This is a genomic window from Methylobacter sp. Wu8 (assembly GCF_036440755.1).
Lineage (GTDB): Bacteria > Pseudomonadota > Gammaproteobacteria > Methylococcales > Methylomonadaceae > Methylobacter_A > Methylobacter_A tundripaludum_A.
The window spans coordinates 38479-64573 of sequence record NZ_JAZGVT010000059.1 but is presented as its reverse complement, the minus strand read 5'-3'; the positions used below and the strand labels follow the sequence as shown (position 1 = coordinate 64573).

General features: G+C 49.3%; 26 protein-coding genes. 15 read left to right on the top strand and 11 right to left on the bottom strand.

Going from position 1 to position 26095, the window contains the following annotated elements:
* The first annotated feature begins 28 nt into the window (after positions 1-28).
* The 6 genes from V3O24_RS08900 (at position 29) to V3O24_RS08875 (ending at position 6889) form a co-directional block, all read left to right on the top strand.
* On the top strand, positions 29-277 hold the full coding sequence (locus tag V3O24_RS08900; RefSeq protein ID WP_331306994.1) for a plasmid stabilization protein: 249 nt from the start codon (positions 29-31) through the stop codon (positions 275-277).
* Positions 278-593: 316 nt separating this feature from the next.
* Positions 594-2732: a DNA helicase RecQ gene (gene recQ / locus V3O24_RS08895; protein ID WP_331306993.1), complete on the top strand. Its 2139-nt coding sequence runs from the start codon at positions 594-596 to the stop codon at positions 2730-2732.
* 134 nt (positions 2733-2866) lie between these two features.
* Positions 2867-3556: a TIGR04283 family arsenosugar biosynthesis glycosyltransferase gene (locus V3O24_RS08890; RefSeq protein WP_331306992.1), complete on the top strand. Its 690-nt coding sequence runs from the start codon at positions 2867-2869 to the stop codon at positions 3554-3556.
* A 35-nt stretch (positions 3557-3591) separates the two neighbouring features.
* Positions 3592-4335 (top strand): sterol desaturase family protein, encoded by a 744-nt coding sequence (locus V3O24_RS08885; protein WP_331306991.1) that lies wholly within the window; start codon positions 3592-3594, stop codon positions 4333-4335.
* The gene (locus V3O24_RS08880; protein ID WP_331306990.1) at positions 4332-4949 is read left to right on the top strand and encodes a TIGR04282 family arsenosugar biosynthesis glycosyltransferase; all 618 of its coding nucleotides are present in this window, start codon (positions 4332-4334) and stop codon (positions 4947-4949) included. The genes V3O24_RS08885 and V3O24_RS08880 overlap by 4 nt, the downstream gene beginning before the upstream one ends.
* 251 nt (positions 4950-5200) lie before the next feature.
* Positions 5201-6889, top strand: a complete 1689-nt coding sequence (locus V3O24_RS08875; RefSeq protein ID WP_331306989.1) for an exo-beta-1,3-glucanase — start codon at positions 5201-5203, stop codon at positions 6887-6889.
* A gap of 166 nt (positions 6890-7055) precedes the next feature.
* Here the strand turns inward: V3O24_RS08875 and V3O24_RS08870 are convergent, their stop codons facing one another.
* A complete protein-coding gene (locus tag V3O24_RS08870; RefSeq protein WP_331306988.1) occupies positions 7056-7403 on the bottom strand; it encodes a hypothetical protein in 348 nt (115 codons plus the stop codon).
* A 24-nt stretch (positions 7404-7427) separates the two neighbouring features.
* On the opposite strand from V3O24_RS08870, the gene V3O24_RS08865 reads away from it, so the two are divergent.
* From V3O24_RS08865 to V3O24_RS08855, 3 genes are all read left to right on the top strand, one after another.
* Positions 7428-7694 carry a hypothetical protein gene (locus tag V3O24_RS08865; protein WP_331306987.1) on the top strand — a complete coding sequence of 89 codons (267 nt, stop codon included), beginning with the start codon at positions 7428-7430 and terminating at the stop codon, positions 7692-7694.
* A gap of 75 nt (positions 7695-7769) precedes the next feature.
* Positions 7770-10451, top strand: coding sequence for a GNAT family N-acetyltransferase (locus tag V3O24_RS08860; protein WP_331306986.1), 2682 nt, complete (start codon positions 7770-7772; stop codon positions 10449-10451).
* Between the two features lie 421 nt (positions 10452-10872).
* Positions 10873-11121 carry a DUF1640 domain-containing protein gene (locus V3O24_RS08855; RefSeq protein ID WP_104423268.1) on the top strand — a complete coding sequence of 83 codons (249 nt, stop codon included), beginning with the start codon at positions 10873-10875 and terminating at the stop codon, positions 11119-11121.
* Here V3O24_RS08855 and lnt read toward each other — a convergent pair.
* Complete coding sequence (lnt, locus tag V3O24_RS08850) at positions 11108-12610, bottom strand: apolipoprotein N-acyltransferase (protein ID WP_331306985.1); 1503 nt, start codon at positions 12608-12610, stop codon at positions 11108-11110. The genes V3O24_RS08855 and lnt overlap by 14 nt on opposite strands.
* Positions 12611-12729: 119 nt before the next feature.
* Here lnt and V3O24_RS08845 point away from each other — a divergent pair, with 119 nt between their 5' ends.
* From V3O24_RS08845 to V3O24_RS08835, 3 genes are all read left to right on the top strand, one after another.
* On the top strand, positions 12730-12900 hold the full coding sequence (locus V3O24_RS08845; RefSeq protein WP_181049849.1) for a hypothetical protein: 171 nt from the start codon (positions 12730-12732) through the stop codon (positions 12898-12900).
* Positions 12901-12917: 17 nt separating this feature from the next.
* Positions 12918-13886, top strand: a complete 969-nt coding sequence (locus tag V3O24_RS08840; RefSeq protein WP_331306984.1) for a M23 family metallopeptidase — start codon at positions 12918-12920, stop codon at positions 13884-13886.
* A 373-nt stretch (positions 13887-14259) separates the two neighbouring features.
* Positions 14260-14574: a hypothetical protein gene (locus V3O24_RS08835; protein WP_331306983.1), complete on the top strand. Its 315-nt coding sequence runs from the start codon at positions 14260-14262 to the stop codon at positions 14572-14574.
* A gap of 110 nt (positions 14575-14684) precedes the next feature.
* Here V3O24_RS08835 and V3O24_RS08830 read toward each other — a convergent pair whose 3' ends face one another.
* The 7 genes from V3O24_RS08830 to metH all read right to left on the bottom strand — a co-directional run bounded on the left by V3O24_RS08830 (position 14685) and on the right by metH (position 22158).
* Complete coding sequence (locus tag V3O24_RS08830) at positions 14685-15569, bottom strand: AraC family transcriptional regulator (RefSeq protein WP_331306982.1); 885 nt, start codon at positions 15567-15569, stop codon at positions 14685-14687.
* A 210-nt stretch (positions 15570-15779) separates the two neighbouring features.
* Entirely contained in the window at positions 15780-16154 is a 375-nt protein-coding gene (locus tag V3O24_RS08825) for a DUF3574 domain-containing protein (RefSeq protein ID WP_331306981.1), read from the bottom strand.
* 76 nt (positions 16155-16230) lie between these two features.
* Positions 16231-16593 (bottom strand): type II toxin-antitoxin system VapC family toxin, encoded by a 363-nt coding sequence (locus tag V3O24_RS08820; protein ID WP_331306980.1) that lies wholly within the window; start codon positions 16591-16593, stop codon positions 16231-16233.
* The gene (locus V3O24_RS08815; protein ID WP_331306979.1) at positions 16590-16823 is read right to left on the bottom strand and encodes a hypothetical protein; all 234 of its coding nucleotides are present in this window, start codon (positions 16821-16823) and stop codon (positions 16590-16592) included. The genes V3O24_RS08820 and V3O24_RS08815 overlap by 4 nt, the downstream gene beginning before the upstream one ends.
* A gap of 252 nt (positions 16824-17075) precedes the next feature.
* Positions 17076-18101 carry a hypothetical protein gene (locus V3O24_RS08810; protein WP_331306978.1) on the bottom strand — a complete coding sequence of 342 codons (1026 nt, stop codon included), beginning with the start codon at positions 18099-18101 and terminating at the stop codon, positions 17076-17078.
* A gap of 138 nt (positions 18102-18239) precedes the next feature.
* Positions 18240-18479 carry a glutaredoxin family protein gene (locus V3O24_RS08805; protein WP_331306977.1) on the bottom strand — a complete coding sequence of 80 codons (240 nt, stop codon included), beginning with the start codon at positions 18477-18479 and terminating at the stop codon, positions 18240-18242.
* Position 18480: 1 nt separating this feature from the next.
* Complete coding sequence (metH, locus tag V3O24_RS08800; RefSeq protein ID WP_331306976.1) at positions 18481-22158, bottom strand: methionine synthase; 3678 nt, start codon at positions 22156-22158, stop codon at positions 18481-18483.
* A 94-nt stretch (positions 22159-22252) separates the two neighbouring features.
* Here metH and V3O24_RS08795 point away from each other — a divergent pair, with 94 nt between their 5' ends.
* Positions 22253-22444 (top strand): DUF2970 domain-containing protein, encoded by a 192-nt coding sequence (locus V3O24_RS08795; protein WP_104423119.1) that lies wholly within the window; start codon positions 22253-22255, stop codon positions 22442-22444.
* 77 nt (positions 22445-22521) lie between these two features.
* On the opposite strand, the gene V3O24_RS08790 is transcribed toward V3O24_RS08795, so the two are convergent.
* Together V3O24_RS08790 and V3O24_RS08785 are read right to left on the bottom strand one after the other, a co-directional pair.
* On the bottom strand, positions 22522-22950 hold the full coding sequence (locus V3O24_RS08790) for a hypothetical protein (RefSeq protein WP_104423118.1): 429 nt from the start codon (positions 22948-22950) through the stop codon (positions 22522-22524).
* Positions 22951-22970: 20 nt separating this feature from the next.
* The gene (locus tag V3O24_RS08785; RefSeq protein ID WP_258076578.1) at positions 22971-23357 is read right to left on the bottom strand and encodes a hypothetical protein; all 387 of its coding nucleotides are present in this window, start codon (positions 23355-23357) and stop codon (positions 22971-22973) included.
* A 225-nt stretch (positions 23358-23582) separates the two neighbouring features.
* Between V3O24_RS08785 and V3O24_RS08780 the strand changes: the two genes are divergently transcribed.
* Positions 23583-23714: a hypothetical protein gene (locus V3O24_RS08780; protein ID WP_006890565.1), complete on the top strand. Its 132-nt coding sequence runs from the start codon at positions 23583-23585 to the stop codon at positions 23712-23714.
* Between the two features lie 148 nt (positions 23715-23862).
* Positions 23863-25755 (top strand): DCC1-like thiol-disulfide oxidoreductase family protein, encoded by a 1893-nt coding sequence (locus V3O24_RS08775; protein WP_331306975.1) that lies wholly within the window; start codon positions 23863-23865, stop codon positions 25753-25755.
* Positions 25756-26095: the final 340 nt, after the last annotated feature.

Here is a 26095-nt window from a genome sequence, read left to right as displayed (position 1 = left end):
AACACTAATCACAGCTTTGGAGTCAGCCATGACAAACATCATCTTGGCGGAAACCTCCGCAAGCGTCTCGGAATTAAAAAAGAACCCAATGGGAACAGTAGCCTCAGGCGAAGGCTTTCCGGTAGCCATCCTCAACCGCAATGAACTCGCTTTTTATTGCATTCCCGCCAAAGCCTATGAAGCCTTACTGGAAAAATTGGAAGACCTGGAACTCAATGCGATAGCCGACGCGCGTAAAAATCAAGCTGAAATCAAAGTCAATTTGTCCGACATGTAAACCTGCGGAGCTCTAATGGCTTACAGCCTTGCTTTCAAGGAAGATGCGCTTAAACCTTGATGATACGGTGCGGATACCGAGTTAATCGGTTGTAGTGTCCGTTGGCAAACATGAGCGTAATACTGTTTATAAGGCGGCTGCTAAGCGGTAGGGATTTTTTCTTGCGTTTTCCTGCGCCCTCATCCCCCAAGCAAATCATCCATAAGCCTCAGTTTAAAGTAAAATGAAAGTCTTTAAATTTATGCCAGAGTTCGACGAGTTGTTCAATAATGCGTATACAAAACCATGATTATTTAAGCCGATCAAAAAAGGCATTATGAGTAACAAACCCATCGAAATCCTCAAAACTGTCTTCGGCTACGATAAATTCAGGGGCCAGCAACAGGACGTCATCGAACAGCTAATAGCCGGCCAGGATGCATTGGTACTGATGCCGACCGGCGGCGGCAAGTCGTTGTGCTACCAGATTCCCTCCCTGATCCGGCCCGGCGTCGGCATTGTGATTTCGCCGTTGATTGCGCTAATGCAGGATCAGGTCAACGCCTTGCTGCAATTGGGCGTCAAAGCCGCTTTTTTGAATTCTACTTTATCCCTTGAACAATCCCGTAAAACCGAGCAGCAGCTGCTTAACGGCGAGCTGGATTTGCTGTATATCGCACCGGAACGGCTGACCTCGGAGCGCACCGGCGCGCTGTTCCAGCGTATCAAAATCGCCTTGTTTGCGATTGACGAGGCGCATTGCGTTTCCCAATGGGGCCACGATTTTCGGGCGGATTATCTGCAACTGTCCCTGCTGCACGAGCGCTTCCCCGACATTCCCCGCATCGCGCTGACTGCAACCGCTGACGACAAGACCCGTGAAGAGATCAAATTACGCCTGGGGCTGGAGCAGGCGCAGCTCTACCTTAGCGGCTTCGACCGCCCGAACATCCGTTATCGGATCGTGCAAAAACAAAATGCCCGCGACCAGCTGATCGATTTTATCCGCGCCGAACACGCCGGCGATGCCGGAATTGTCTATTGCCTGTCGCGCAAAAAAGTCGATGCAACCGCCGAATGGCTCAGAACCAAAGGCGTTAACGCCCTGCCCTATCATGCCGGCATGGATGCCGGTTTGCGCGCCAGACACCAACACCAGTTTTTAATGGAAGAGGGTTTGGTGATCGTGGCGACCATCGCGTTCGGCATGGGCATCGACAAGCCCAATGTGCGTTTTGTCGCGCACCTGGATTTGCCCAAAAGCGTTGAAGCTTATTACCAGGAAACCGGCCGGGCCGGGCGCGACGGCTTGCCCGCCGACGCCTGGATGGCTTACGGTTTGCAGGATGTGATCACGCTGCGGAAAATGCTTCAGGACTCCAACGCCGATGAGGCGCACAAGCGCATCGAATACCACAAACTGGATGCGATGCTGGCCTTATGCGAACAAGTTCATTGCCGTCGGCAAGCTCTGCTGGGCTATTTCGGCGACGCTCTTGAACAGCCCTGCGGCAACTGCGACACCTGCCTGGAACCGGTCAAAACCTGGGACGGAACGGTGGCCGCCCAGAAGGCGCTGTCCTGCATCCACCGCACCCAGCAGCGTTACGGCGTCGGCTATCTGATCGATGTGTTGCGCGGCAAGGCCACCGAGCGGATTGTCAAAGCCGCTCACGACAAACTGTCGACCTTCGGAATCGGCACGGATATTGACGAACAGCAATGGCATTCGGTGTTCCGGCAGCTGGTCGCTAGAGGGCTGGTTGCCGTCGATTTCGACCGCTTCGGCGCATTGCAACTGACCGAATCGTGTCGGCCTATTTTGCGCGGCGAGCAGCAGCTGATGCTGCGCAAGGACTTGAAAGCCGAGAAAATCAAAGGTAGTAAAAGAGAAAATAGGCAGTTTGCCAAAACCGACGATACCCTGCTGTGGAACGCCTTGCGCGCCAAGCGCAAGATGCTTGCCGATGCCCAAGATGTGCCGCCTTATGTTATTTTCCATGACGCAACCTTGATGGCCATGCTGGAAGCCAAGCCGACCAATCGCCAACAAATGAGCCAGCTGTCCGGGGTCGGCGAACGCAAGCTGGAACTTTATGCCGATGAGTTCCTGGCGGTAATCAGCGAGTTTGTCGACATCAATAAAAGCGGGCCGATTGGCCTATCGGATACGATGGCCGAATCGGTGGCCCTATTCCGCTTAGGTTACAGCGTAAAGCAGATTGCCCAGCAACGGGAACTGCAAGAGACTACTATTTACGGGCATCTGGCCCAGTCCCTGGAACAGGGTATGTTGGTGCTGGCCGATGTGGTTGAATTGCCCGAGCAGGAAATCAGGCGGATAGAAGAAGCTATTATCAATTTGCCCGAAGAGCAACGCAACGCGCTTAAGCCGGTTTATGAGCTGTTTGACGGCCAATACAATTATGGGATTTTGCGCTGTATCAGGGCGGCGTTGCAGCATCAGACGGGGTGATTACAATATCACCATTCCGGCAACCCCCTTACCTGGCGGTAGGTGATGAACAGGCCGATAGGCAGACCTTCCAGGTTTTAAAAACCTGGAAGGTCTAACTTGCAATCGTGGTGAAATTTTTAAATTTTCGACTAATGAAATTTTCCATCATCATCCCAACTCTGAACGAGGAAAAAACCATAGCCTCGTGCTTGCTCATGTTGCAGCCTCTGCGCGGCAACTGCGAAATCATCATTGTTGACGCGACTAGCGGCCAGTCGAATGTTAATTACCCTCACGCCCATTTGGCCGACAAAATCATAACTTCTGCAAAAGGCCGCGCCCGGCAAATGAACATCGGCGCCAGCCATGCAAGCGGGGATATTTTGATCTTTCTGCATGCCGACACCTACCTGCCCGAACACGCCCTGCAACTGATTGAACAACACCTAGTCAACAAGCAATGGGGCCGCTTCGACATTCAATTAAGCGGCGACCACTCCATGTTGAACGTGATCGCCTGGATGATGAACCTACGCTCCCGCCTGACCGGCATTGCCACCGGCGACCAAGTAATTTTTGTCACGCAAAAAGCGTTTGCGGCCGTTGGGCATTATCCCGAAATCGCGCTGATGGAAGACATCGCCTTGAGTAAGGCGCTAAAAAAAATCAGCCCGCCGGCTTGTCTTAGCGCCAAAGTCACCAGTTCCGGCCGAAGATGGGATCGCTATGGGCTATACAGGACTATACTGCTGATGTGGAGCTTGCGCCTGCGTTACTTCTTTGGCGCAGATCCGCAACTATTGGCCGCACTTTATTGCAGGGGGCAGTTTTGGAAACCGTAATCCGTTTATCCGTGGCGCTAGGCTTTTTCTGTCTCATGATTGGCTGGGAATATTTCAGCCCCAGAAGAATTCAGCACATCAGCCGCAAGCAGCGCTGGCCGGTTAACCTGGGACTCGCAGCATTCAACATCGCGATCATGCGATTAAGCCTGGGCGGCATTGCCTACCTGAGCGCCGTAACCGTATTAAACCAAGGTTACGGCCTGTTAAATTGGCTGGCAGCCCCCGAATGGCTGTCGATTATCGCAACTTTGCTGTTCCTCGATTTTGCGATTTACTGCCAGCACATCGTTTCGCATAAATGGCCGCTGCTTTGGCGTTTGCATCAGGTGCATCATACCGACCTGGAATTTGACGCCACTACCGCCGTGCGCTTTCACCCGCTGGAGATCATGATTTCGATGCTGTACAAAGTGCTGTGCATTGTTTTGATCGGCGCAAACCCGTGGGCGGTCATCGTTTTTGAGATTATCCTGAACGGCGCGGCGACCTTCAACCACAGCAACGTCAACATTCCATCAGCGATAGATAAAAAACTGCGCCGGCTGATCATCACGCCGGACATGCACCGCATCCATCACTCGACCGTTCCGTCCGAAACCGACAGCAATTACGGCTTTTCCATTTCCTGCTGGGACAGACTGTGCAAAACCTATGTCGCCGAACCCAAACAGCCGCAAACGGCTATGGATATAGGGTTAAAGCCTTTCCGCGAACAGCATGAGTTAGGCTTTATGCAATTATTGCTGCTGCCTTTTAAGGCCTTGCGGAAACGATGACTTACAAATACCCCGATGCCGTGCTAATGATTTTCTGCAAAGCCCCGGTTCCCGGCCAAGTCAAAACCCGCTTAATCCCTCAATTAACCGCCGGACAGGCCGCCGAGCTTCATATCGAACTCAGCACAAAAACGCTGCAACGGGCGGTACAAAGCAACTTATGCCCGGTACAACTCTGGTGCGCACCGGCAACCGAGCATCTGTTTTTTACCGAATCGGCGGCAAACTATCCATTAGTCCTCCGGCAACAACAAGGAGCCGATTTAGGCGAACGCATGCACCACGCTTTTTGCTCGGCGTTTGCCGACTACTCTATCGCCCTGTTAATCGGCTGCGATTGCCCGTCATTAACCGGTCAGGATCTGGAGCAAGCGCTAACCGCCTTGAACCGGGGAAACGAAGTCGTGCTGGCCCCCGCGGAAGACGGAGGCTATGTACTGATCGGATTCAATCGGCCCCAGCCGGAACTGTTCGATAACATGCCCTGGGGAACGTCGAGGGTGCTTGATGAAACCCGCGACCGTATCGCGCGCCATAGGCTCCGCCATCATGAACTGCGCGAACAATGGGATTTGGATACCCCGGAGGATTTGGAACGGTACCGGCAACATTAAAGATCGTCTAACTCCACCATCAAAATCTCAAAAACCGTATAATTCGCAAGTCGGTTTTGAAGTTCATCTGTTCGCTCTAAGGATTTGGTTAAAAATAACTTCCCGAAATCACTGTCTTCTATCGTCAAGCCGTTCGTGCTTCGGCAAGTCCTTTAGTCCTGAGCGTAGCCGAAGGGCTCAGGGCGAACGGAAAAATTTTACCCGATCCATATTGGGAAATTATTAATGGCCGTATCCTAAACTCTATCGTTATGAAACACGCAAAAATCCCGCTCTGCCTGATTTTAATCATTATTATCCACGGCGCTATCGACTGGTTTACCAACCGGCCGCAGGATGCAGGCGCGGATGTGCCGGCCGGAAAAATCATGAGCCTGTCTTTTGCATCGTCCCGGGAAGGCTTTAAAACGCCGCTGCCTGAGCATATCGACGAAGATTTGGGATTGCTGGCGGATAAGACCTATACCATCCGCACTTACTCGATTCTTGGCGGCGAACCTACCGCCGATATTGCGCGTAAATACGGCGTCAATATGATTCAGGGCGGCTGGCTGGGGCCTGACCATGAAAACAATAAAAAAGAAATCGAAGCGTTGATCGAATCGGTTAACGCCCACCCCGATGTGGTCAAACGGATCATCGTCGGCAACGAAGTGCTACTGCGTCGCGACATGGATATCGACAGCCTGATCGGTTATATCCGGCAGGTCAAACAGGCGGTTAAACAGCCGGTGTCATACGCCGATGTTTGGTCGATGTACATGAAATATCCCCAGCTGATCGATGAGGTGGATTTTATTACCATCCATATACTGCCTTATTGGGAGGACGAACCGGTGCCGGTTGAACAGGCGACTGAACATATTGAGAAAATCGTTCACCAAATCAAAGATAAAGCGCTCAGCATGGGGCAAAACAAGCCTATCCTGATCGGCGAGTCCGGCTGGCCGAGCGTCGGCCGACAGCGCGGCAGTGCCGTCCCCAGCGTCGTCAATTCCGCCAAATTCATTCGCAGCCTGCTTCAGGTCGCCGGTCGCCAACATTTCGACTACAACATCATCGAGGCTTTTAACCAGCCTTGGAAAGTTGATTTTGAGGGAGTGGCCGGCGCCAATTGGGGATTGCTGTCAGCCGATCATAAACCGATTTTCCCTTTAACCGGCCCGGTCTATGAAACCCCGGACTGGCCGGTGCATTTCGCTTTAGCGACGGGCTTGTGGTTACTGATTGCTGCTGCTTACTATAAAAAGCTGCACGGTGTTTCCCTGCCGCGAGCGCTGGTGTTTTTGGCCTTGGCCCAGGTGCTTGGCGTTTGCCTGATAACGCTGGCGGATTTTCTCTGGTATACCAGTTACAACCCTTGGCAACGCGCGTACAGCCTGTCGATGATTGCCGCGAATACCGTCTTGGCCGGATTGCTGATCCGGCGTTTCTATGATGTTTTGACCAGCAAGCCCGATGTACGGCAATTAGCGGCCCGATTGAGAACCGGCTACCTGCTTTTCATACTGCTGGCGCTTTATAAAACCTATAGCTTGGCCTTCAACGGACGCTATCTGAGCTTCCCGGTCGAGCAATTCGCCATTCCCGCGATTGGCGTCTGCGGCTTGGTAGTTTGCCTGTGGCTGCGCCAACGCCGGTTAAACTATCAAACCCTGGCGTTCGATCATCTAACCGGCGGGAATTTTTCAAGCCGTCACGACCGCATTCTCGCCTGCTTGATGGGCATTGGCGTTATCGCCTTGGTATTGGGCGAGACCAAGGCGTTTATGGACGGGCATGATTTCATTCTGGCGCATCCGGGTTTTTACGAAGGCCTGCCGTTCGCGTTAGGTTATACATTTCATAATCAACAGCTGCTGGCTTGGCTGCTTTGTTTGTCCATCCTGTCCGTCCCATTCAGCACAGATGCCGCTGATAAAGCTAAGGATCGTTCATAAAATTAATTTAGGCAATTACCATGAAGGACATGAAGGCTTAAACCTTTCATGCCGCATCATGTCCTTCATGGTTAAAAAATGAAAAATAAAACTTGCTCAAGTTATTTCATGCACGTTCCTAAGGCTTAAGGCACGGGCGAATCTGACCGGAAATAACTTGGTCGCATTATCGCCCTTTCTTTTTAAACTCTTTCAGCCCGGCAAAGCCGATCACCAAAACCAGCAACCCGGCAATCATCACCATTATCTTGGTCACCGGAAAGCCCACCAAAAACAAAAACCGCTGTTGCTGTATGTCACCGGAACCGTCGTGCAGCGTAACATTAAGCCTGTAGACGCCGCGCTGCCCGATACTTTGCGAAATTGAGGCAAGGCCTGTGCCGAGCAGCTGTTCAGGCTGTTGCTTGATCACGGTAAACGCCTGGCCGGGGTTAAACCACGACGTCAATGCCGCCAGCTCCAGTGTGACCAAGGTCTTTTCCCGCCCTGCCGCCAGCGGTTCCACCGCCAGCACGATCTGTCCCAACTCGGGAAAAAAATGGCAAAAGTGCTTTCCTTCCAGCTCCCGCTGGAATTGGTAGCCGCTTATGCGCAACCGGGTATCACCCACGCTCAGAAAACAACTATTGTTATGATCTCCGGCATGGGCAAATACCGGTTGATGTATCATGACGCTAAAAAGCGCTATGAACAGGAGGCGCGCACTGAGCTGGTTCTTCAAACGTTTCAAAATACTTTCCGTCGATTCAAAAAGCTTAGTGTATCAACTTCCGGCGCGGCACACGGCTCCGTCATTAAAATTTAATCCGGTCAACGGGATAACAATGCTAGAATTTTGGCCTATAAACCGCATTTTCTTTCCGTTATTTCTGGAGCATCAATGGGCCCTCATTATCTGAATCGTTTTTTCACCCCCAAATCTGTTGCTATCGTTGGCGCTTCCGAACGCGAGGAAAGCGTAGGTTACCGGCTGCTGCTGAACATGCAGGAAGCGGGCTTTAAAGGCGGGCTTTATCCGGTCAACAACAAGCGCGAAACCTTGTTAGGTTTAAAAGCTTATCCCGATCTCAATGCCGTTCCCGAGGATCTCGACCTGGTGGTGATTTCGACCCCGGCTCCCAGCGTTCCGGGCGTTGTCCGCCAGTGCGGAGAAAAAGGCGTCACGTCCGTGATCATTATCAGCGCAGGCTTTGGCGAACTGGGCGTTGAAGGCAAGCGGCTGCAACAGGAAGTGCTGGACATCGCCCATCGCTACAGTATCCGTATCATCGGCCCGAACTGCCTGGGCGTTGCCCGTCCCAGCGGATACCTTAATGCGACCTTCGGCGACGGCACGATCAAGGACGGCAATCTGGCGCTGCTGTCTCAATCCGGCGCGGTGTGTACGGCGATTCTGGATTGGGCAAAATCCCAGGACATCGGCTTTTCGACGGTTGTTTCGATGGGCGGGGCGGCGGACATTGATTTCGGCGAGGTGCTGGATTATCTGGCGACCGACAGCAAAACCACCGGCATTTTGATGTATGTTGAAGGCATCCGCGACGCCCGCCGCTTTTTGAGCGGCCTTAAAGCGGCGGCGCGGCTAAAACCTGTGATCCTGATCAAGTCCGGCCGTCATGAAGCGGGCTGCAAGGCGGCCATGTCGCATACCGGCGCAATGGTCGGCGGCGACAACGTATTCGATGCGGCGATTGCCAGGGCCGGTGTGGTCCGGGTTTACAGCATCAATGAGCTGTTTTCCGCGGCCCGCGTTTTGGCCAACAATTATGTGGTCAAAAAGGACCGTCTGGCGATCATCACCAACGCCGGCGGCCCCGGCGTGATGAGCACCGACCGCGCCGAGGACGTCGGCGTGCAAATGGCGGAACTGAGCCCTGCCAGCATCGCCGCACTAAACGAGGTGTTGCCGGTACACTGGTCGCATGACAATCCTGTCGATATTCTGGGCGATGCGACCTCCGAACGTTACCAAAAAGCGCTGGAAATTTGCCTTAAAGACAAAAATATCGACGGCATACTGGTGATTTTGACGCCCCAGGCGATGACCAATCCGACGCAAGTCGCCGAGTGCATTATTGAAGGCGCAAAAACCAGCAAAAAACCGGTGTTGGCGTCATGGACGGGCGGCGCACGGGTTCAGGAAGGCCGCAATCTTTTCGCCAACAGCAAGGTGGCTCACTTCAGTACGCCGGAAATTGCGGTCGATGCGTTTTCATTCCTGGCCAGCTATAGCCAGAACCAGATCCTGCTGAAACAAATCCCCTCGCCTACCGATGAATTGGCGACACCCGATGTTACGGGCGCGCGCTTGATTATCGAACGGGTGCTTTCGGAAGGCCGCCAGGTTTTAACCGCGCAGGAAGCCAAAGCCATCCTGGCCGCATTCCACATCCCGGTCAACCAGACCATCAAGGTTTCCAGCGCCAAGGATGCGATGATTGCCGCTGAATCGATGCGCTTTCCGGTCGTGTTAAAAATCAATATGGCCGAGTTCAGCCACAAATCCGATATAGGCGGCGTGCGGCTTAATATCAACAGCGTTAAGGAAGTTTCGCAGCACTTCATGGAAATGGAGTCGGCCATTAAGCAAAAATATCCCGAAATCACCGAAGTCGGCATGACGGTTGAACCGATGTTCAAATCCCCCAGCGGGCGCGAGCTGATGATAGGCGTGGTCAGGGACCCTGTATTCGGCCCGGCGATCAGCGTCGGCCTAGGCGGCACGATGGTGGAAATTTTGAAGGACAGCGCCGTCGCGCTGCCGCCGTTGAATGCGTATATGGTTGAGCAAATGATCGCCAAAACCAAGGCGGCCAGATACCTGGAAGCGTTCCGTCAGTTACCCGTCGCCAATAAACAAGCGCTGGTGGACGTGCTGCTGAATGTATCGACTATGGTCAGCGAGCTGCCTGAGATTCTGGAGCTGGATATTAATCCGCTGATTGTCGACGAACACGGCGTAATGGCGGTTGATGCGCGTATTAAAGCCGAAACATCGCACCAACTTTCGCCTTATTCGCATATGGCGATCCATCCTTATCCGCATGAACTGATCCAGCATCATCAATTATCGAACGGCGTCAATGTTACGATCAGGCCGATCCGCCCTGAAGATGCGGGCATGGAAAAAGATTTCGTCCATCGTCTGTCCGAACGCACTAAATATTTCCGTTTTATGCAGGCCTTGCAGGAACTGACGCCGGAAATGGTGGTGCGCTTCACCCAGATCGATTACGACCGCGAAATTGCCTTTGTTGCGGTCACCGAGGACGAAAACATGCCGAACGAATTGGGCGTGGGCCGCTACATGGTCAACCCGGACGGCAATTCGGTGGAATTTGCGCTGGTCGTTGCCGACGACTGCCAATGCATGGGCATCGGCACCAAACTGATGAAAACCTTGTTGCAGACAGCCAAAGCCAAAGGCTTGTCGTTCTTCGAAGGCGAAGTGCTGGCTGTCAACAAGCCGATGTTGTCGCTGGTTGCCAAGCTGGGTTTCAGCATTGAAACTATCGCAGGTGACAATGAAGTGGTGCGCGTGGTTAAGGATTTAAGGCAGTGATTAGGTTTTAAAAATAGAACACGGATGACGCGGATTGGGCGGATTTACGCGGATTTTTAAAGCACGGTAGGATCGGTGGAGTGATAACAAAACCCATCATGATTTACTATCATTGAGATGGGTTTCACTGCGTTCTACCCATCCTACGCGCTACGAAACCAATATAACGGGGCATTGCAATGACAACTAAAGAAGATTTAAAACAAGAAATCGAGAAATTGGACGGTAGTTGTTTAGACTTAGTACTTCACCTGCTGCAACAATTCTAACGTTTTTACGATGCTTAAACTAAGAGGAGGCATTAGCCAACGCAAGACTTTTTGGCTGGCTGCATTTATCACCTCCAGCAACAGCTCGACGATTTGCGGCGCATGTTAAGCGTGATAAACTAAATACTAAATTTAAAACCGGAGGGCATGTCATGACCACGATTACTTTTGATACCCTGAAATTCGCCAACACCCTGAAAGCCGCCGGTGTCCCTCCTGCACAGGCCGAAGCTGAAGCCGTTGCACTGTCCGAAGTATTGAAAGTCAATCTCAAAGATTTAGTTACTAAAGAAGATATGCACCGTGACATGCGCGATCTTGAACAACGCCTCATCATAAAACTAGGCGCTCTCATAACGGTAGCTATTAGCATTGTCGCCGCACTGGTCAAACTGCTGTAACGCTAATACGCCCTACATTAACCTTGCCGTACCCCATCAAACCGAACAACAAAATAACCATTAGCCCAATAACCGGCCTGTCGCCCCATCTCGCGTAAGGCGTCATGCCGCCCATCGGGTTTATGGTTCCGGTCAGCGCTGTTTCCTGAAACAGCGGAGCTTGACCAACGATTTCACCTTTCGACGAAACAATCCCCGTCATTCCCGTATTGGTCGATCGCAACAAAAAGCGGCCGGTTTCGATCGCCCGCATTCTTGCCATTTGCATATGCTGATGCGGCTCTATCGAATCGCCGAACCAGCCGTCATTGGTCACGTTAACCAGGAAAGCCGCATCCGGCAGGCCCCGGACACTCAAATCGCCGAATACGTCTTCGTAACAGATCAGCGTTATGAACGGGTAGCCGCCCGCTTTCAACAAGGGCTGGGTTGCCGTTCCCGGCGTAAAATTTCCCAACCTGATATTGATCAGGTCGAGCACGAATCCCGATAAAGGTTGCAGCGGCAGATATTCCCCGAAAGGCAATAAATGGGTCTTGCGGTACATGCCTTGCTCTTTACCCAAGGTTATTACGGCATTGAAGTTTTTAACCGGGGCGGTTTCCTGCACAGGAACGCTGATGATTAAATCGGTATTGTGCAGCTTGGCGTCGTTAGCCAAAGGCGCTAAAAAAGCGTCTTGAACCTGATCCAGGTAGGCGGGGATGGCGGTTTCCGGCCAGATAATGACATTGGAATCCCAATGCTCTTCGGTCATCCTTTTATATTTCAACAGGGTATTGATTTTATTTTCCGGCCGCCATTTTTGATCCTGCGCTATATTGCCCTGTATCATCGAAACGCGGATCGGCTGACCAATTTCATGCGTCCATGTTTGGTTCTGCAACAAAGCGCCCGTTCCCCACAAGATTGTAAGCGCCGTTATCAGCAACAGCCTTTTTTTACCCCGACAAATTTCTACGGCGATCGAAGCCGTCAACGCCGCGATAAATCCGGCACCGTAAGCGCCCAATACCGGTATGTATCCGGCCAGCGGCGTTTCCAGCTGAGAATAGGCCAGTTGCAGCCAGGGAAATCCGTTCAGCACCCAATAGCCGCGAAGATATTCAACCAGCATCCAGATAACCGGCGTCAATATGACCTGACCCGGCCCTTTCATTTTTACCGAAAGATAGCCCGCCAACGCCGGAAACAATGCCCAAAAGGCGGCAAACACGGCGGTCAGCAGACTCGATTCCAGCGCGCCGGCTCCGCCAAAATCGTGCATGCTGATGTACACCCAGGATACGCCCGAACCGAACGCGCCCAAGCCGAACAAATAACCGCGCAAGGCGGCGCGTTTGGCCGAACAACCCCGCCAAGCGGCAAACAAAAACGCCATCGCGGCCAAAGCCAGCCAGGAATAATCGAACGGGGCAAAAGATAAGGTGAGTAAAATACCGGCAACCGGGGCGCAAAAATCCCAATACTTACTGTTTGAATAATGCATGTTTTGTTTTTGGATTCGGAATATGAGCGCCTTTGTCAATGGACGCGCATTGAAGTTAACTGTCATAATAAGTGAAGCCCGTTATCGAGACAACAAGGCTCAACGCTGAGGAGCATATTTTGAAAATCGTTAAAGTACCCAAGCCCATGCGCATGGTATGGGGAAGCCTGATAGCCTATTGGCTATCGGGGGTTATTAGCCCGGCTTTTGTTGCGATTGCGGTACTGATTGCGCTGTTTATCCCGGTTTTGATCGTTGATCCTTTTTTCCCCACCCGGCCTGAAGAGTAGGTCGGCGCTTTTTTTCAGTGAACACTCGATTAAAAACCTCGCTGTCAATTTTAATACTGCTGCCGCTCTGTTCGTTTAGTGTCGCCGCTCAAAAACTGTATAAATTTCAGGATGCGCAAGGCACCTGGCATTTTACCGACAAGCCGACCGGAACCGAGCTAAAGCTTGAGGTCAGGCAGCTTAAGGCCCCGGCACCCAAGCAATGGGTCTGGTTATTACGGTCGGGCGACAAGCGGCATCCCCGGTTTTTTATCCGTAACGACTATGCCGGCCCCGTTGAAGTCGAAATCGACTTTACCGAACAAAACAATATACAGGCTACGCCCGACTTGCCCAGGCGCTTTGTAGTTGCGCCGGGAAAGTCGGACACGCTTTTTGAAATAAATCCGGTTGATGACCATCAGCCATCGCGGTTTACGCTTCAATACCGCTATGTCATCGGCCGCCCTTTAGCGCATTACCGTTCCAGCGCAAGCTATTTGCCGCCGATAGCGCCCGATACGCCGTTCCAAATTTCCCAGGCTTTCGGCGGAAGTTTCAGCCATGCCGACGAACAGAACAAATATGCCGTAGATATTATCATGCCGATCGGCACCCCGGTTTATGCGGCCAGATCGGGTATCGTGCTCGAAGCCGAGGATGATTTTTCCAAGGGCGGCGCCAATAGGGCCTACGCCTCAGAAGCCAACAACATCAGGATTCTGCACGATGACGGTTCCATGGCGCTTTACGCCCACTTGGAACTGGAGAAAGCCCAGGTTTATCCGGGGATGGCGGTGGCCGCCGGTCAATTGATCGGCTATTCGGGCAACACCGGTTTTACCACCGGCCCGCATCTGCATTTCACCGTTCAGATTAATCGTGATATGAAGCTGGTTTCCGTACCGTTTACCTTTATCAACCGGCAGGGACTGGCCGAAGAACCGGCAGTCAATACATGGCTTAAAAGGAGTGCTCCCCAGCAGATGGACAATGCCGTCAAATGAAAAGTCAGTTACCCAACATAGTCACTTACGATGCCGAGTGCGGCCGCGTAACGGTCTCGAGGCGGCGTAACCCGATAGCTTGACCATTGATCTTTAAGCCCTTATAGTGCGACCGAGAACTTCGATAAAAAATAATGACTTCCCGGCAAATCCGAATATTGTTTTTTATTAGGTAATTCGATGCCGTAAGGCTTTGAATTAAAATCAATAATCAAGCTATTCCCCGAATACGCTTACGAATAACCACAGAAAACCATTAGCCGAAACATCCCGAAAACAGGGAGCGGTTAAAACATAAAGCGAAAAAACGGACAAGGCGGCGGATTTAAGCCGCTAAAAACTCAACACAAACATTCCTATCGAGGTGAAGAAAATGAACATCCCAGACCGAGACTACATGCTGGAAAGACTAAGAAATGAAAAACCAAAAACAAAATCAAGCGCTCTATACAAAATCATTTTATTTGGAATAGTCGCACTTGTATTGATAGCAAACGGTATAGGACTGACAAAGGAATTAAAAACGCCCGCAGCAAATCCAACCGATTCTGAAGCCATAAAAATAAACAGCATCGTCCAATCAACCGCAAAGATGATCCAATCCATCCAGCAACAAGTAAACCCGGCGCCTAAGTCGCGAGTCTGCAAAATCAAACAAAACGGCGAAGAGGAATGTAAATTCATATAACGGTTTCAGCTTATTCAGGCTTGTCGGGCGCAATAGTGATATTTGCTGTATTGCGCCCTAAAAATTACACCTTCCCGCGCTTTTCCTCCGACAGACCGGGTTTTAACAAGCTAGCCGAGAGGCAGGAATACATCGGTAATGGCCTCGCATTCCGGCACATCAGGAAAGAACCGGATGCGCTGCAAATACAGCGGAAAATCTCGCGGCGTCTCTCCGCTTTGCGGCAGCCATTCCGAGTACAGATAACTGACCGTCTCGCCGAGCGTATCGTCGGAACCGATATGCCGCAGCACGGCGCATCGGCCACCCGGAATTATCTTGCCCACAACGCCAAATTGATTATCGCCCACACCTTTATCGGTTGCGGCGCAGATGTCAAATCGATAGTTCTCTCGCGCAACGTCCGCCGGGTTGTCGTAGAGAATATTGAAAGTGGCGCTGATTTTCGGCGGCAGATGATTCTGCTTTCGCCATTCTATAAAACTACGCACGGAATTCCCGACCAGTCGCGGGTCGCCGCGATGCTCAAAGACGGCGATTTTTGTATCGTTGAAGTTGATGATCTTGACCTGTTCGGCTGGTTTTGCAGACCTCATGTAATGGTTCCTCAGTTCAGTCAATGGTTGATAGGTTGCGCACCAAGGATTCCACAGCGGCTGTTTTCTGAATTCGGACGGCGATTGCCCGATGCTCTTCCTGAATGCGCGCGAGAACGACTCGGGGCTTTCGTAACCATTGACCAATGCAATGTCGATAACTTGACTGCCGCAGCGAAATGCAAGCTGATAGGAAGCCCGTTTCATCCGGCATAGCTGGACGTATTTGTAGACTCCGATTCCAAAAAATTCAGCAAACTGCCGGTGGAAATGATATTTCGAGAAAGCGGCAACACTGCTGAGTTGCTTTACGCTAAGCTCGTCGTCCAGATTGGCGTCGATGTACTCAAGCACTTTGCGGAATCTGGCGCGATAGCTCTCTGCGGTTGTTGTGTTCAACGAAATATCTCCTCGGCAATCGATAGACTATCGCCCGGAAGCTGACAACGCCTGGCAGAAATTGCTGAATCCGTCATGGCGGCAGCAATAAGCCGGTTCAAGCGGCAGCGGGCATCCCGCGTTTCCGGCAATCATCACCCGAATTCGCCGGAAACGCTACCATGTATCCGCCTTACAGCTTTATCGTGAGACCGCTTTAAATTCTGATTATTAATGAAAAACAATTTCAGGCTGGCTTTTAATGACCATCACCGCCTCTTGTGCAAACAATGCCTTATATTTTGCGGCGATAGCGGCGACTTTGTCGCGGTTTTCCGGCGTATCATCGCAAACGATTTCCACCACCCGGCTTTTTTCCTGTTCAATCGCGCCGTTTGCACCTTGCCATTGCCCTTTTGCTTCAAACAGCGTTAAGCCGTTAGGGAAACGCGAGCTGATTTCTTGCTGCAAAAACCGATTAAACTCCTGATCATTGACGGCTCCACCGGTAGGTTTATTCATGCCGAAATAAAAGCGGTTCAGTTGATTGGCAGGTGCGCAGCCTAGACAGGCTAAGGCAGTAAATAGCAATAGATAGTTTTTCATAACAGTTGCGGTGGATTGCTTAGCAGCGAATCACCCTGCAAATAATTCGCCTTACAGATTTTATGATTTTATGATTTTATGATTTTAGTAACAAAGATTTTATAGGTAACTCGCTTATATTCAGCAACTTAATGTCATTAGTAAATAACGCTGCATTTAAATTATGTGCGGTTGCCGCAATCAGGGCATCGGGTAATTTGAGTCTATATTGGCGACGAAGAGCAATCGCCGATTGTTTAATCGTTTCAGTTAAATCAATAATCGTTACATCGTTTAAGAAAGAGCGAATTTCAGTTTCATCCTCCATCTTGAGCAATGGGTAGGACAATAATTCGATTTCGGTAATCACCGAAACATAAAAATCAGCCTGTGGCAAAGGCTCTGCTAAACGCCCCGCTAAAAAATAGAGCACTGCGTTGGTATCTAAAACGATACTCATGCCCATTCATCTCGTATGCTCTTTTGAAAGTCTAAAGGATCTTGAGTCAGACTGACTTTTCCGGCGTGGCGGTTAATAGATTGCCGATTTTGTTGCTCTAATCGGTCATCCGCACTTTCATCAACTAACACAATGACTTTAACGTGCTTACCTTCTTGCCAGTGTTGGTAAGAAACAGGTAAGTGAATCAGGCCATTTTCAAGATGCGTTTCGAATTCTATAGCTTGCATGGTTTTCTCCTATAAATCTTACTTCAAGATGGCTGGTTTTTACTTGGCGTATCATACCGAACAGCCGGACGGGGCATGTTGCCCCGTCCGAAACGTTTTGCGTTGGTTAAGTTTAGCCATTTGGCTCAGAAATCGCGAAAACGTTAGGGCCGGGGTTGCAAACCCCGGCCCGCTTGGAAGGCACATCCTACGGCCCTGATGGTAACCTGTCGTAGTGCATATCAGGAAATCCTTACAAATCCGTGTTTTCGCTTACGAATTTGAATTTCTCTGTATGTCAAATCGCCATAAAGGCAGATGTTGCCCATTATAGTTTTTATTAACAAATACACTTAAAACAAAGCTTGGAATCTTAATATCTACCGCAATGACTTTTCCATCTTTAACAGTATATTCGCGGTTCATTTTTGAAATTATGGAACTTAACGTCCCTATTATAGAAAAATTTTCTGCTGTATGATCTTTAGGGGTAAAAATAAACTTCATGCCAACAAGCTTATTATTTTTAACAATAGCTTCACATTCTTTCTCAACCCAATCGCCAAATTTAATTAAATGAAAAGCCATCCCTTTCTCTGATGCGTCCGTAACTTCATTGCCCGCACAATAAATCTTGATGTCTCTGTTAATAAAAATGGCTTGACCCACATGGTCGATTTCGTTAGCTTCGTCTTCATTAGTAAGAAAATGTATTTCCAAATCAGGACTAGTACCTATCATCATGTCTCCAATGATGGACATTTCCGACATCATTAAAGCTTTTGATAAATCGATGGTAAATAACTCTCCATCTACTTCAAAGGCATCGATTGAAAGCAAGACCCACTGATTCCAATTTGAAAAATAAATTGCCAATTTAAGCTCTACATTATTTAATTTGGCGTATCTCTCTAATTTATTGTAATAATTTTTTTTAATTGAAAACTTTTCGGAAGGCTGCTTCTGGCGGAAATTTTTTACTTCTACCATTAGCTGACTACTATCTTTAAATATGAGCCTGTAATCTGGGGTAATTACTTCCTCATCAAAATAATAAACATCGCCAGAATCTTCTTGTTTTAATAGCGCAACACTTCCTAATGCGCGAACAATATAAGCAAATAGAAGTTCTGTTCGCTTTCCATAAATTGCTGTATCGTTACTTTTGCTGTTTTTGAGGGATCGCCGAACTTCTTTTATGAATTTGTCCTCAGCGATTGAATCATTAAGCTTATATCCCATCGCCGAAAACAAATTAAAAGCTTCAAATTTTTCAGGATTTCTTTTTTGCCTTTTCAATTTTAAGTCTCAAATTATGGGCATCTAACTGACTGATGCTAAGCCATGTAGGGTACGCTGAGCGTACCGTTTGGTATTCAATATGGGCTTCATAGCAAGCGTCTGGAGGACCCTCCAATCATCCCATATTCCGCTACGCTACATACGGGCTACACGACAAACAAAATCTTCAACCTCAGCCAAATCAAACGGCCAACCCAGCTCCTGTTTAGTTTCCGGATCATATAAAACCGGAATGCGCACAGCATACTGCTCCTGCCACTGCTCCTGCTCGGCAATATCCACAGTCTCAACCCCATCCGGCACACAGGCATTAACAATAACCTCCGCCTGTTCGCAAAGATGGCAGCCGGATGTGCCGAACAGTATCAAGCGCATATCAATGATGCAAATGCGCGGCCAGCCAACGCTCGGCGACTTCTTCGGCAATGCCTTTACGTCTGGCGTAATCCTGCAGCTGGTCTTTATCTATCTTGCCGACGTTAAAATACTGCGATTCGGGATGGGAAAAATACCAGCCGCTTACCGCCGATGCCGGGTACATCGCATAGCTTTCGGTCAGTTCAATGCTGGTATGTTCGGTCACGTTGAGCAATTCGAACAGCTTGCCTTTCTCGGTATGATCGGGGCAGGCAGGATAACCGGGCGCCGGCCGTATGCCTTGATAGGCTTCGTTAATTAATTGCTCGGCCTCATGAGTTTCATCTTGGGCATAGCCCCAATACTCTTTCCTGACCACTTGGTGCATGTATTCCGCAAACGCTTCGGCCAACCTGTCGGCCAGCGCTTTCAACATGATCGCGCTGTAATCGTCATTGTCCCGTTCAAACTCTTGCAGTTTTTGTTCTATGCCGATGCCGGTCGTTACCGCGAAAGCGCCGATGTAGTCGGCTTTGCCGCTGTCAACCGGGGCGATAAAGTCGGACAGGCAATAGTTAGGCCTGCCCGGCGCTTTGACGTTTTGCTGACGCAAATGATGCAGGATTTCCTTTTTATCGGTGCGGCTGTCGTCGGTGTAGACCACGATATCATCGCCGTCGCTGTTGGCCGGGAAGAAGCCGACCACGGCGCGGGCGCTGAGCCATTCTTCACGGATGATTTTTTTCAGCATATCCTGAGCGTCGTCAAACAGTTTTCTGGCTTCAACACCGATGACTTTGTCGTCGAGTATTTTGGGATAGCTTCCAGCCATTTCCCAGGTTTGGAAAAACGGCGACCAGTCGATATACCAGACCAGCGTGTCCAACGGGAAATGGTCGATGACCTTGATGCCCAGAAACGACGGTTTAACCGGCTCGTAGTTGCCCCAGTTGAATTTATTGCGCCGGGCTTCTTCCAACGGATGTTGCTTGGTTTTGGCCTCGCGGCCTTTGTGCCGTTCCCGGACTTCCTCGTATTCTTCGCTGATGCTTTTTACGAATTCGTCTTTTAAATCGGCGCTCAGCAAGTTGCTGGCGACGCCGACGCCGCGAGACGCATCGGTCACGTAAACAATCGGGCCGTCGTAATTCGGGGCGATTTTTACCGCGGTATGCGCGCGCGAAGTGGTTGCGCCGCCTATCATCAACGGGATGGTAAAGCCCTGGCGCTGCATTTCTTTGGCGACATGCACCATTTCATCCAGCGACGGCGTGATAAGGCCGCTTAAACCGATGATGTCGACGTTTTCCAAGCGCGCGGTTTGCAAAATATTTTCGGCAGGCACCATCACGCCCATATCGATTACATCGTAGTTGTTGCATTGCAGCACCACCGCGACGATGTTCTTGCCGATGTCATGCACGTCACCTTTGACGGTCGCCATCAGGATTTTGCCGTTGGTTTGCCTATCGCCTGCGGCTTTGTCGGCTTCCATGAACGGCATCAAATAAGCCACGGCCTTTTTCATGACCCGCGCCGACTTGACTACTTGCGGCAGGAACATTTTGCCCGCGCCGAACAAGTCGCCGACTACGTTCATACCATCCATTAGCGGGCCTTCGATGACGTGCAGCGGTCTTTCGGCTTCCAGTCTCGCCTGTTCGGTGTCTTCGTCGATGTAATCGGTGATGCCTTTGACCAGCGCATGTTCCAGACGTTTTCTGACCGGCCAGCTGCGCCATTCCAGATCCTGCTCTTTTGAAGAGCTGCTGCCGTCGCCGCGGTATTTCTCGGCGAGCTCCAGCAATTTGTCGGTGCCGCTGCCGTCGTGGGTATTTAATATGACCGCTTCAACCGCATCGCGTAAATCACGCGGAATGTCCTCGTAAATCGCCAGCTGGCCGGCATTGACGATCCCCATATCCATGCCCGCCTGTATCGCATGGTATAAAAACACGGCATGGATCGCTTCCCGCACCGGATTATTACCCCGAAATGAAAACGATACGTTGGAAACGCCGCCTGAAATCAGCGCATAAGGCAAGGTGCGCTTGATCTCGCGGGTGGCTTCTATGAAATCCACGCCGTAATTATTGTGCTCGTCGATGCCGGTGGCGACAGCGAAGATATTGGGGTCGAAAATGATGTCTTCGGGCGGGAAGCCGACTTGTTCGGTCAGAATCTTGTAAGCCCGTTGGCATATTTCGATTTTCCGGGCTTTGGTATCGGCTTGGCCTTCCTCGTCGAAAGCCATCACGATAACCGCCGCGCCATAGCGGCGCACCAGTTTGGCGTGTTCGATGAACGCCGCTTCGCCTTCTTTCAGCGAGATGGAATTAACCACGCCTTTGCCCTGGATGCATTTAAGGCCCGCTTCCAAAATCTCCCATTTGGACGAATCCAGCATGATCGGCACTTTGGCAATGTCCGGCTCGGACGCGATCAACATCAAAAAGCGGACCATCGCCTCTTTGGAGTCCAGCATACCTTCGTCCATGTTGATGTCGATAATTTGTGCGCCGTTTTCGACTTGCTGCTTGGCGACATCCAGCGCCGTTTCAAAATCGCCCTCAATAACCAGACGTTTGAATGCCGCCGAACCGGTCACGTTGGTGCGCTCGCCGACATTGACGAATAGCGAATCCGGGCCGATGTTCAGCGGTTCGAGCCCCGATAACCGGCATTGTTTGGGTATCTCGGGAATTTGTCTGGGGCTGTATTTTTGCACGGCCTCGACTATCGCTTTGATATTGGCAGGCGAGGTTCCGCAGCAACCGCCGATAATATTCAGGTAGCCGTTTTTCGCCCAATCGGCCAACTCTTGGGCCATCGCTTCGGGCGTTTCGTCATATTCGCCGAACTCGTTGGGCAAGCCTGCGTTAGGGTGAGCGGAAATATAGGTGTCGGCAATGCCCGATAATTCATCGATATGCTGGCGCAATTCGGTTGCGCCCAACGCGCAGTTAAAGCCGAAAGAAATCGGCTGAACATGTTTCAGCGAATTCCAGAAGGCGGCAACGGTTTGCCCTGACAGCGTTCTGCCGGATGCGTCGGTAATCGTGCCGGAAATCATCACCGGCAGTTTGTAGCCAATCCGCTCAAAAACCTGTTCAACCGCAAAAATGGCGGCTTTGGCATTCAGGGTATCGAAAACGGTTTCAATCAGGATAATGTCCGCGCCGCCGTCAATCAGGCCTTTGGTGGCTTCGGTATAGGCTACGACCAAGTCGTCGAATGAAATATTACGAAAACCCGGATCGTTGACATCGGGCGACATGGACGCCGTGCGGTTGGTAGGGCCTAATACGCCGGCGACAAAACGCGGCTTTTCCGGGGTCTCTTGGGTATATTCATCAGCCGCCTCTCTGGCCACACGCGCCGACGCGACATTGATCTCATACGCCAGCGATTCCATTTTGTAATCGGCCATCGCGATACTGGTCGCGTTGAAGGTATTGGTTTCAACGATGTCTGAGCCGACTTCGAAATAAGCGCTATGAATGGCTTTAATGATGTCCGGCTGGGTTATCGATAACAGATCGTTATTTCCCTTAAGATCGACCTCCCATTGAGCAAAACGTTCACCGCGATAATCTTTTTCCTCCAGCTTGTAGCTTTGGATCATCGTACCCATCGCGCCATCGAGAAATAAAATGCGCTGGGATAGTTGCTGTTTTAATAATTCTGTTTTGCTCATAGGAACGGTCCAAGGGTTATTGGTTTTGGATATATTCATTGCTTAAAAAACAATCACGCACTATCATTTTTTTCTATTTTTGCCGGAGATGAACATGTCAAAACCAACGATTACTCAAATCATAAAGAGCGTTCTAGCTGCCGCCATTGGGGTACAAAGTGACGAAAATCGGCAAAAGGACTTCGAACAGGGATCTCTTTCAACGTATATTATTGCGGGGGTGATTTTTACCGTGCTTTTTATTTGCGGTCTTGTATTTCTTGTTTCTACCGTTTTGGGCGGTTAGAAATCAAAACCGCTGTAACCCGCAACCATAAAAAAAGCCCAAGCACTGCTTGGGCTTTTTTTAACTAACATTACGTCTTACTGACCAGAGGTTTTAAAGCTTTGCTTGATGCTTTGGAACATTTCTTTAACGTCGCCAAATAAATTACCGACAGTAATCGGTTCTTTGGTAATAAACTTTACCCGAATCAACGCGGCCGCTAAAACGCCGACAACTGACGGCATTAATTCCAAGTAAACCGACAGCAGAACGCCGCCAAATCCCTGAAAACCGCCTTCGTTTTTTCTGTCGCCGACACTGATTAAATCACGTTCGTAATCGCTGCCGCCTTCACCGCTTCTTATAGCCTCTAAAATATAAAGGTTGAGATCGATGAATCCCAGCTGCACAACGAAAAATGTAACAGCACCAATCGCGACCCACATCATTACATTACTTGTTTTTGCTCTCATAGCCGACTGATAAATCCAGAGAGCCACTAAAATCATTACAATGCCACCAATCATATCTGTATCCTTTTTTTAAATTATTTTTTTGTTAGAAAGAAGAAATATGTACACTTTAAAATCATCTCCGAACCCTGTTTTTCAATTACCTTGCAAGATTCGTATTTTTCTCGTCCAGGAGCGGACTGTTTTTTGATTTCGCCATTTTCGATGGAATACTTCAATGCAATCTTCAACGCACTGATTCGTCCTGCGACATCAGTTGCCGATGAAATAAGTGTTCCATCCTCCTTAAATTCCCATTCCTGAGTCACAGCCTTTTTGGGGCTAGTTAACGAGACAGCTTCGTCATGAAGATTCCATTTCCCTAAAATTTCAGAATTATCTTTTAGTTGGACGTCAGCATTTGCCGATAACGTAAAGAAAATTGCGACCAGTGGTAATATTTTAACGCATCTATTCATCATAATTCCTTATCTAAAATGTATCAGCACTCAAAAAACAGATTCTAAACTATACCACATTGGCTATCGAGCAATAAATTTCAAGCGGAAACATTATTTATATCCCATCACTCAAACCGCGCAACAATAAGCCTTGACTTTAACTTTTCCTAAAGTATTATGCTCATTCCGTTTGCTATGTAACTTAGCATTATTTCTAAAAATACAAAATTATAGGTAGGACATCCCATGGGAGCGATCTTAGATATCACCGAAATGTTAAAAGAACCAGCTGGTATGGTCGGCGCGGTTGTAGTTATAGCTGCTGGCTACTTCCTAGTAAAGTGGGTATTTGCTGAGCACCCAGACGACGAAAAATAAGCCGTCAACCGATTTAATATCAACTTAGGCCGCTCACTTCAGCTCATCATGAGTTGGGGGCGGCCTTTGTTTTGTCTGCACATTTCAATACATTAACCCTACATTTCTTATATAATTTATACATCCTCTCGATTTTCCGAATCATGAAATGTATAAACTTATCTCCGCTAAACTCTTAGAACTTCATTCCAAGCAAGCTCCAGCCACCGGCATAGGCTTATTCCGGATTTTTTACGGCTTGATCACGCTACAGGAAATCATTTTCCTGCTGTACTTTAATCATTTAATTTTCGACCCCGTTCCCTATATAGACGTCGAATTCCCGATGATTCCTTTCTTCTTGTGCCTTTGGGGCGTTATTGCCGCCTTTATTGTGACCGGCTACCGCTACCGATTTGCAATAACCTGCAATTACATCATTTGGATTATTTTTGTTAATTTCACACCGATGCAACGGGATTTTGACGGCGGCTTTGATTTATTCATGATCGGGACGGGATTTTTTCTGCTTTTTATGCCGGGAGACAGGGCATTTTCACTCGACAATCTTCGATACAAACTGAGTACGCCTTTTACTCATTACAGCAACTACCCGAAACCGACCGTATCAGTTCTTGCCTACTACCTGCCGGTTGCTATCTGTCTCGGCTTCCTCTACTTTGACTCAGCCATACACAAGATGTTTGCCGAACACTGGCGCAACGGCTTGGGCACTTGGTTACCGGCGACACAGCCTTATTATGTTTCAGCCATCGACATGTCTTACTTGCTGAACAATAAACTGTTGCAAAACATCCTTGGCTATACGATTTTAATCTTCCAATTTACCTTTATTTTCTTTTTCGCCAAGCGCCGGCTACGCATCGTCTATTTATTGATCGGCTGCGGGCTTCATCTCGGTATCACCTTGTCCTTCAATATTTATCCTTTTGGCCTTGGGATGCTGAGCTTTTATACCTTACTGGTCCCTTTCAAATGGTGGCGTTGTATTGGCCGGCTGGTTACCGCAAAACAGCCTTCTCTTACCGTATTTTATGATCAGCTGTGTCCTTTGTGTAATCGTACCGTTCTGGTCCTTAATCATTTTGATGTATTCAATTGCATAGACTTCAAAAACGCTCAGGAACATGCCGCACATTACCCGGAACTTGCGTCCATTAATAACGAGACCCTGTTAACCGACTTATACGCACTGGATAGCGCGGGCCGAATTTATTCAGGCGTCGACACCTATAGCCGGATATTCATAAAAATGCGCTATTTATTTCCGATAGGTGTTTTTTTAAGCCTTCCGGGAATCCATCAATTTGCCTTAAAAAAATACCGGTCTATTGCCGATACACGCAAGCGCATCCCCTGCTCATCCGCCTGCCCAGTACCCCAAGCCATAACGGACACGACCTTATATCATCAGTTTTTTGAAACCTTTGCCGAGCAAAAACCGAACGCTTTTTCCAGGAAGCTCACAAAAATATTGATTGCGCTGCTCGTTTTGCAATTAAACAGCTCGATTCATTACGGGCTTATTTACAGACTTAATGCCGACACCCCTCAAAGCCCCTTATCACAAGCCAGCAATGCCGTTTTAATGGTCTCCCAGACCTTTTTAGGCATTACTCCCCATGCGCTTTATCTGCACGACCATTTTGCCGGTTATGACCATATTTTAGCGATGACCTATACCGACTCAAACGGCGCTGAACGTTGGCTGCCTTTTGTCAATGAGCAAGGTCGTCTTCTTGCCCCCAACTGGGGTCGCGTTCATTCGATGTGGGCCAATATTGCCGTTACACCCAACATTGACAATAAACGCTTACATAAACTTATCATGAAAGTCACTGCTTTCTGGGGACAAAAGATCGGCTTGAACCTTGATAATGCCGTTTTCAACATAAAGCTAAAAAAAATCAGCGCGCCTTCTTACTGGGTTGAAGACCAATTACACAAAAATTTAACTCCACAGTGGACCACTATCGGAACGGCAAAATGGACCGACGAACAGATCTCTTTTGATTTACCTGACAATATCAACGAGCTTTAATTGCGTAAATGATTATTGGTTTTTATTATTGCATCATCATTCGAGTCATGATATAAAATGCATGTGCTTTAATTTAATGGCGCAAATTAATAAAAATAATTCAAACCCCTTTGGAGGATATTCTTATGAATAAAATTTTGTCTCTTATAGCTATGGCGTTAATGATTGTTGGCTTGTCTGGCTGCCTGGACGATCCAGATAAATCTGCACAAAAAGTTTCTAGCTCTATTCAACTGTAAATAGAGCGCTCGCAGTACCAAAAAGCCCGGCTATATGCCGGGCTTTTTGTTTTTACAGGCTTTAAAGACTTTTATACCCTCCCCCTCATTCTCCGCACTCC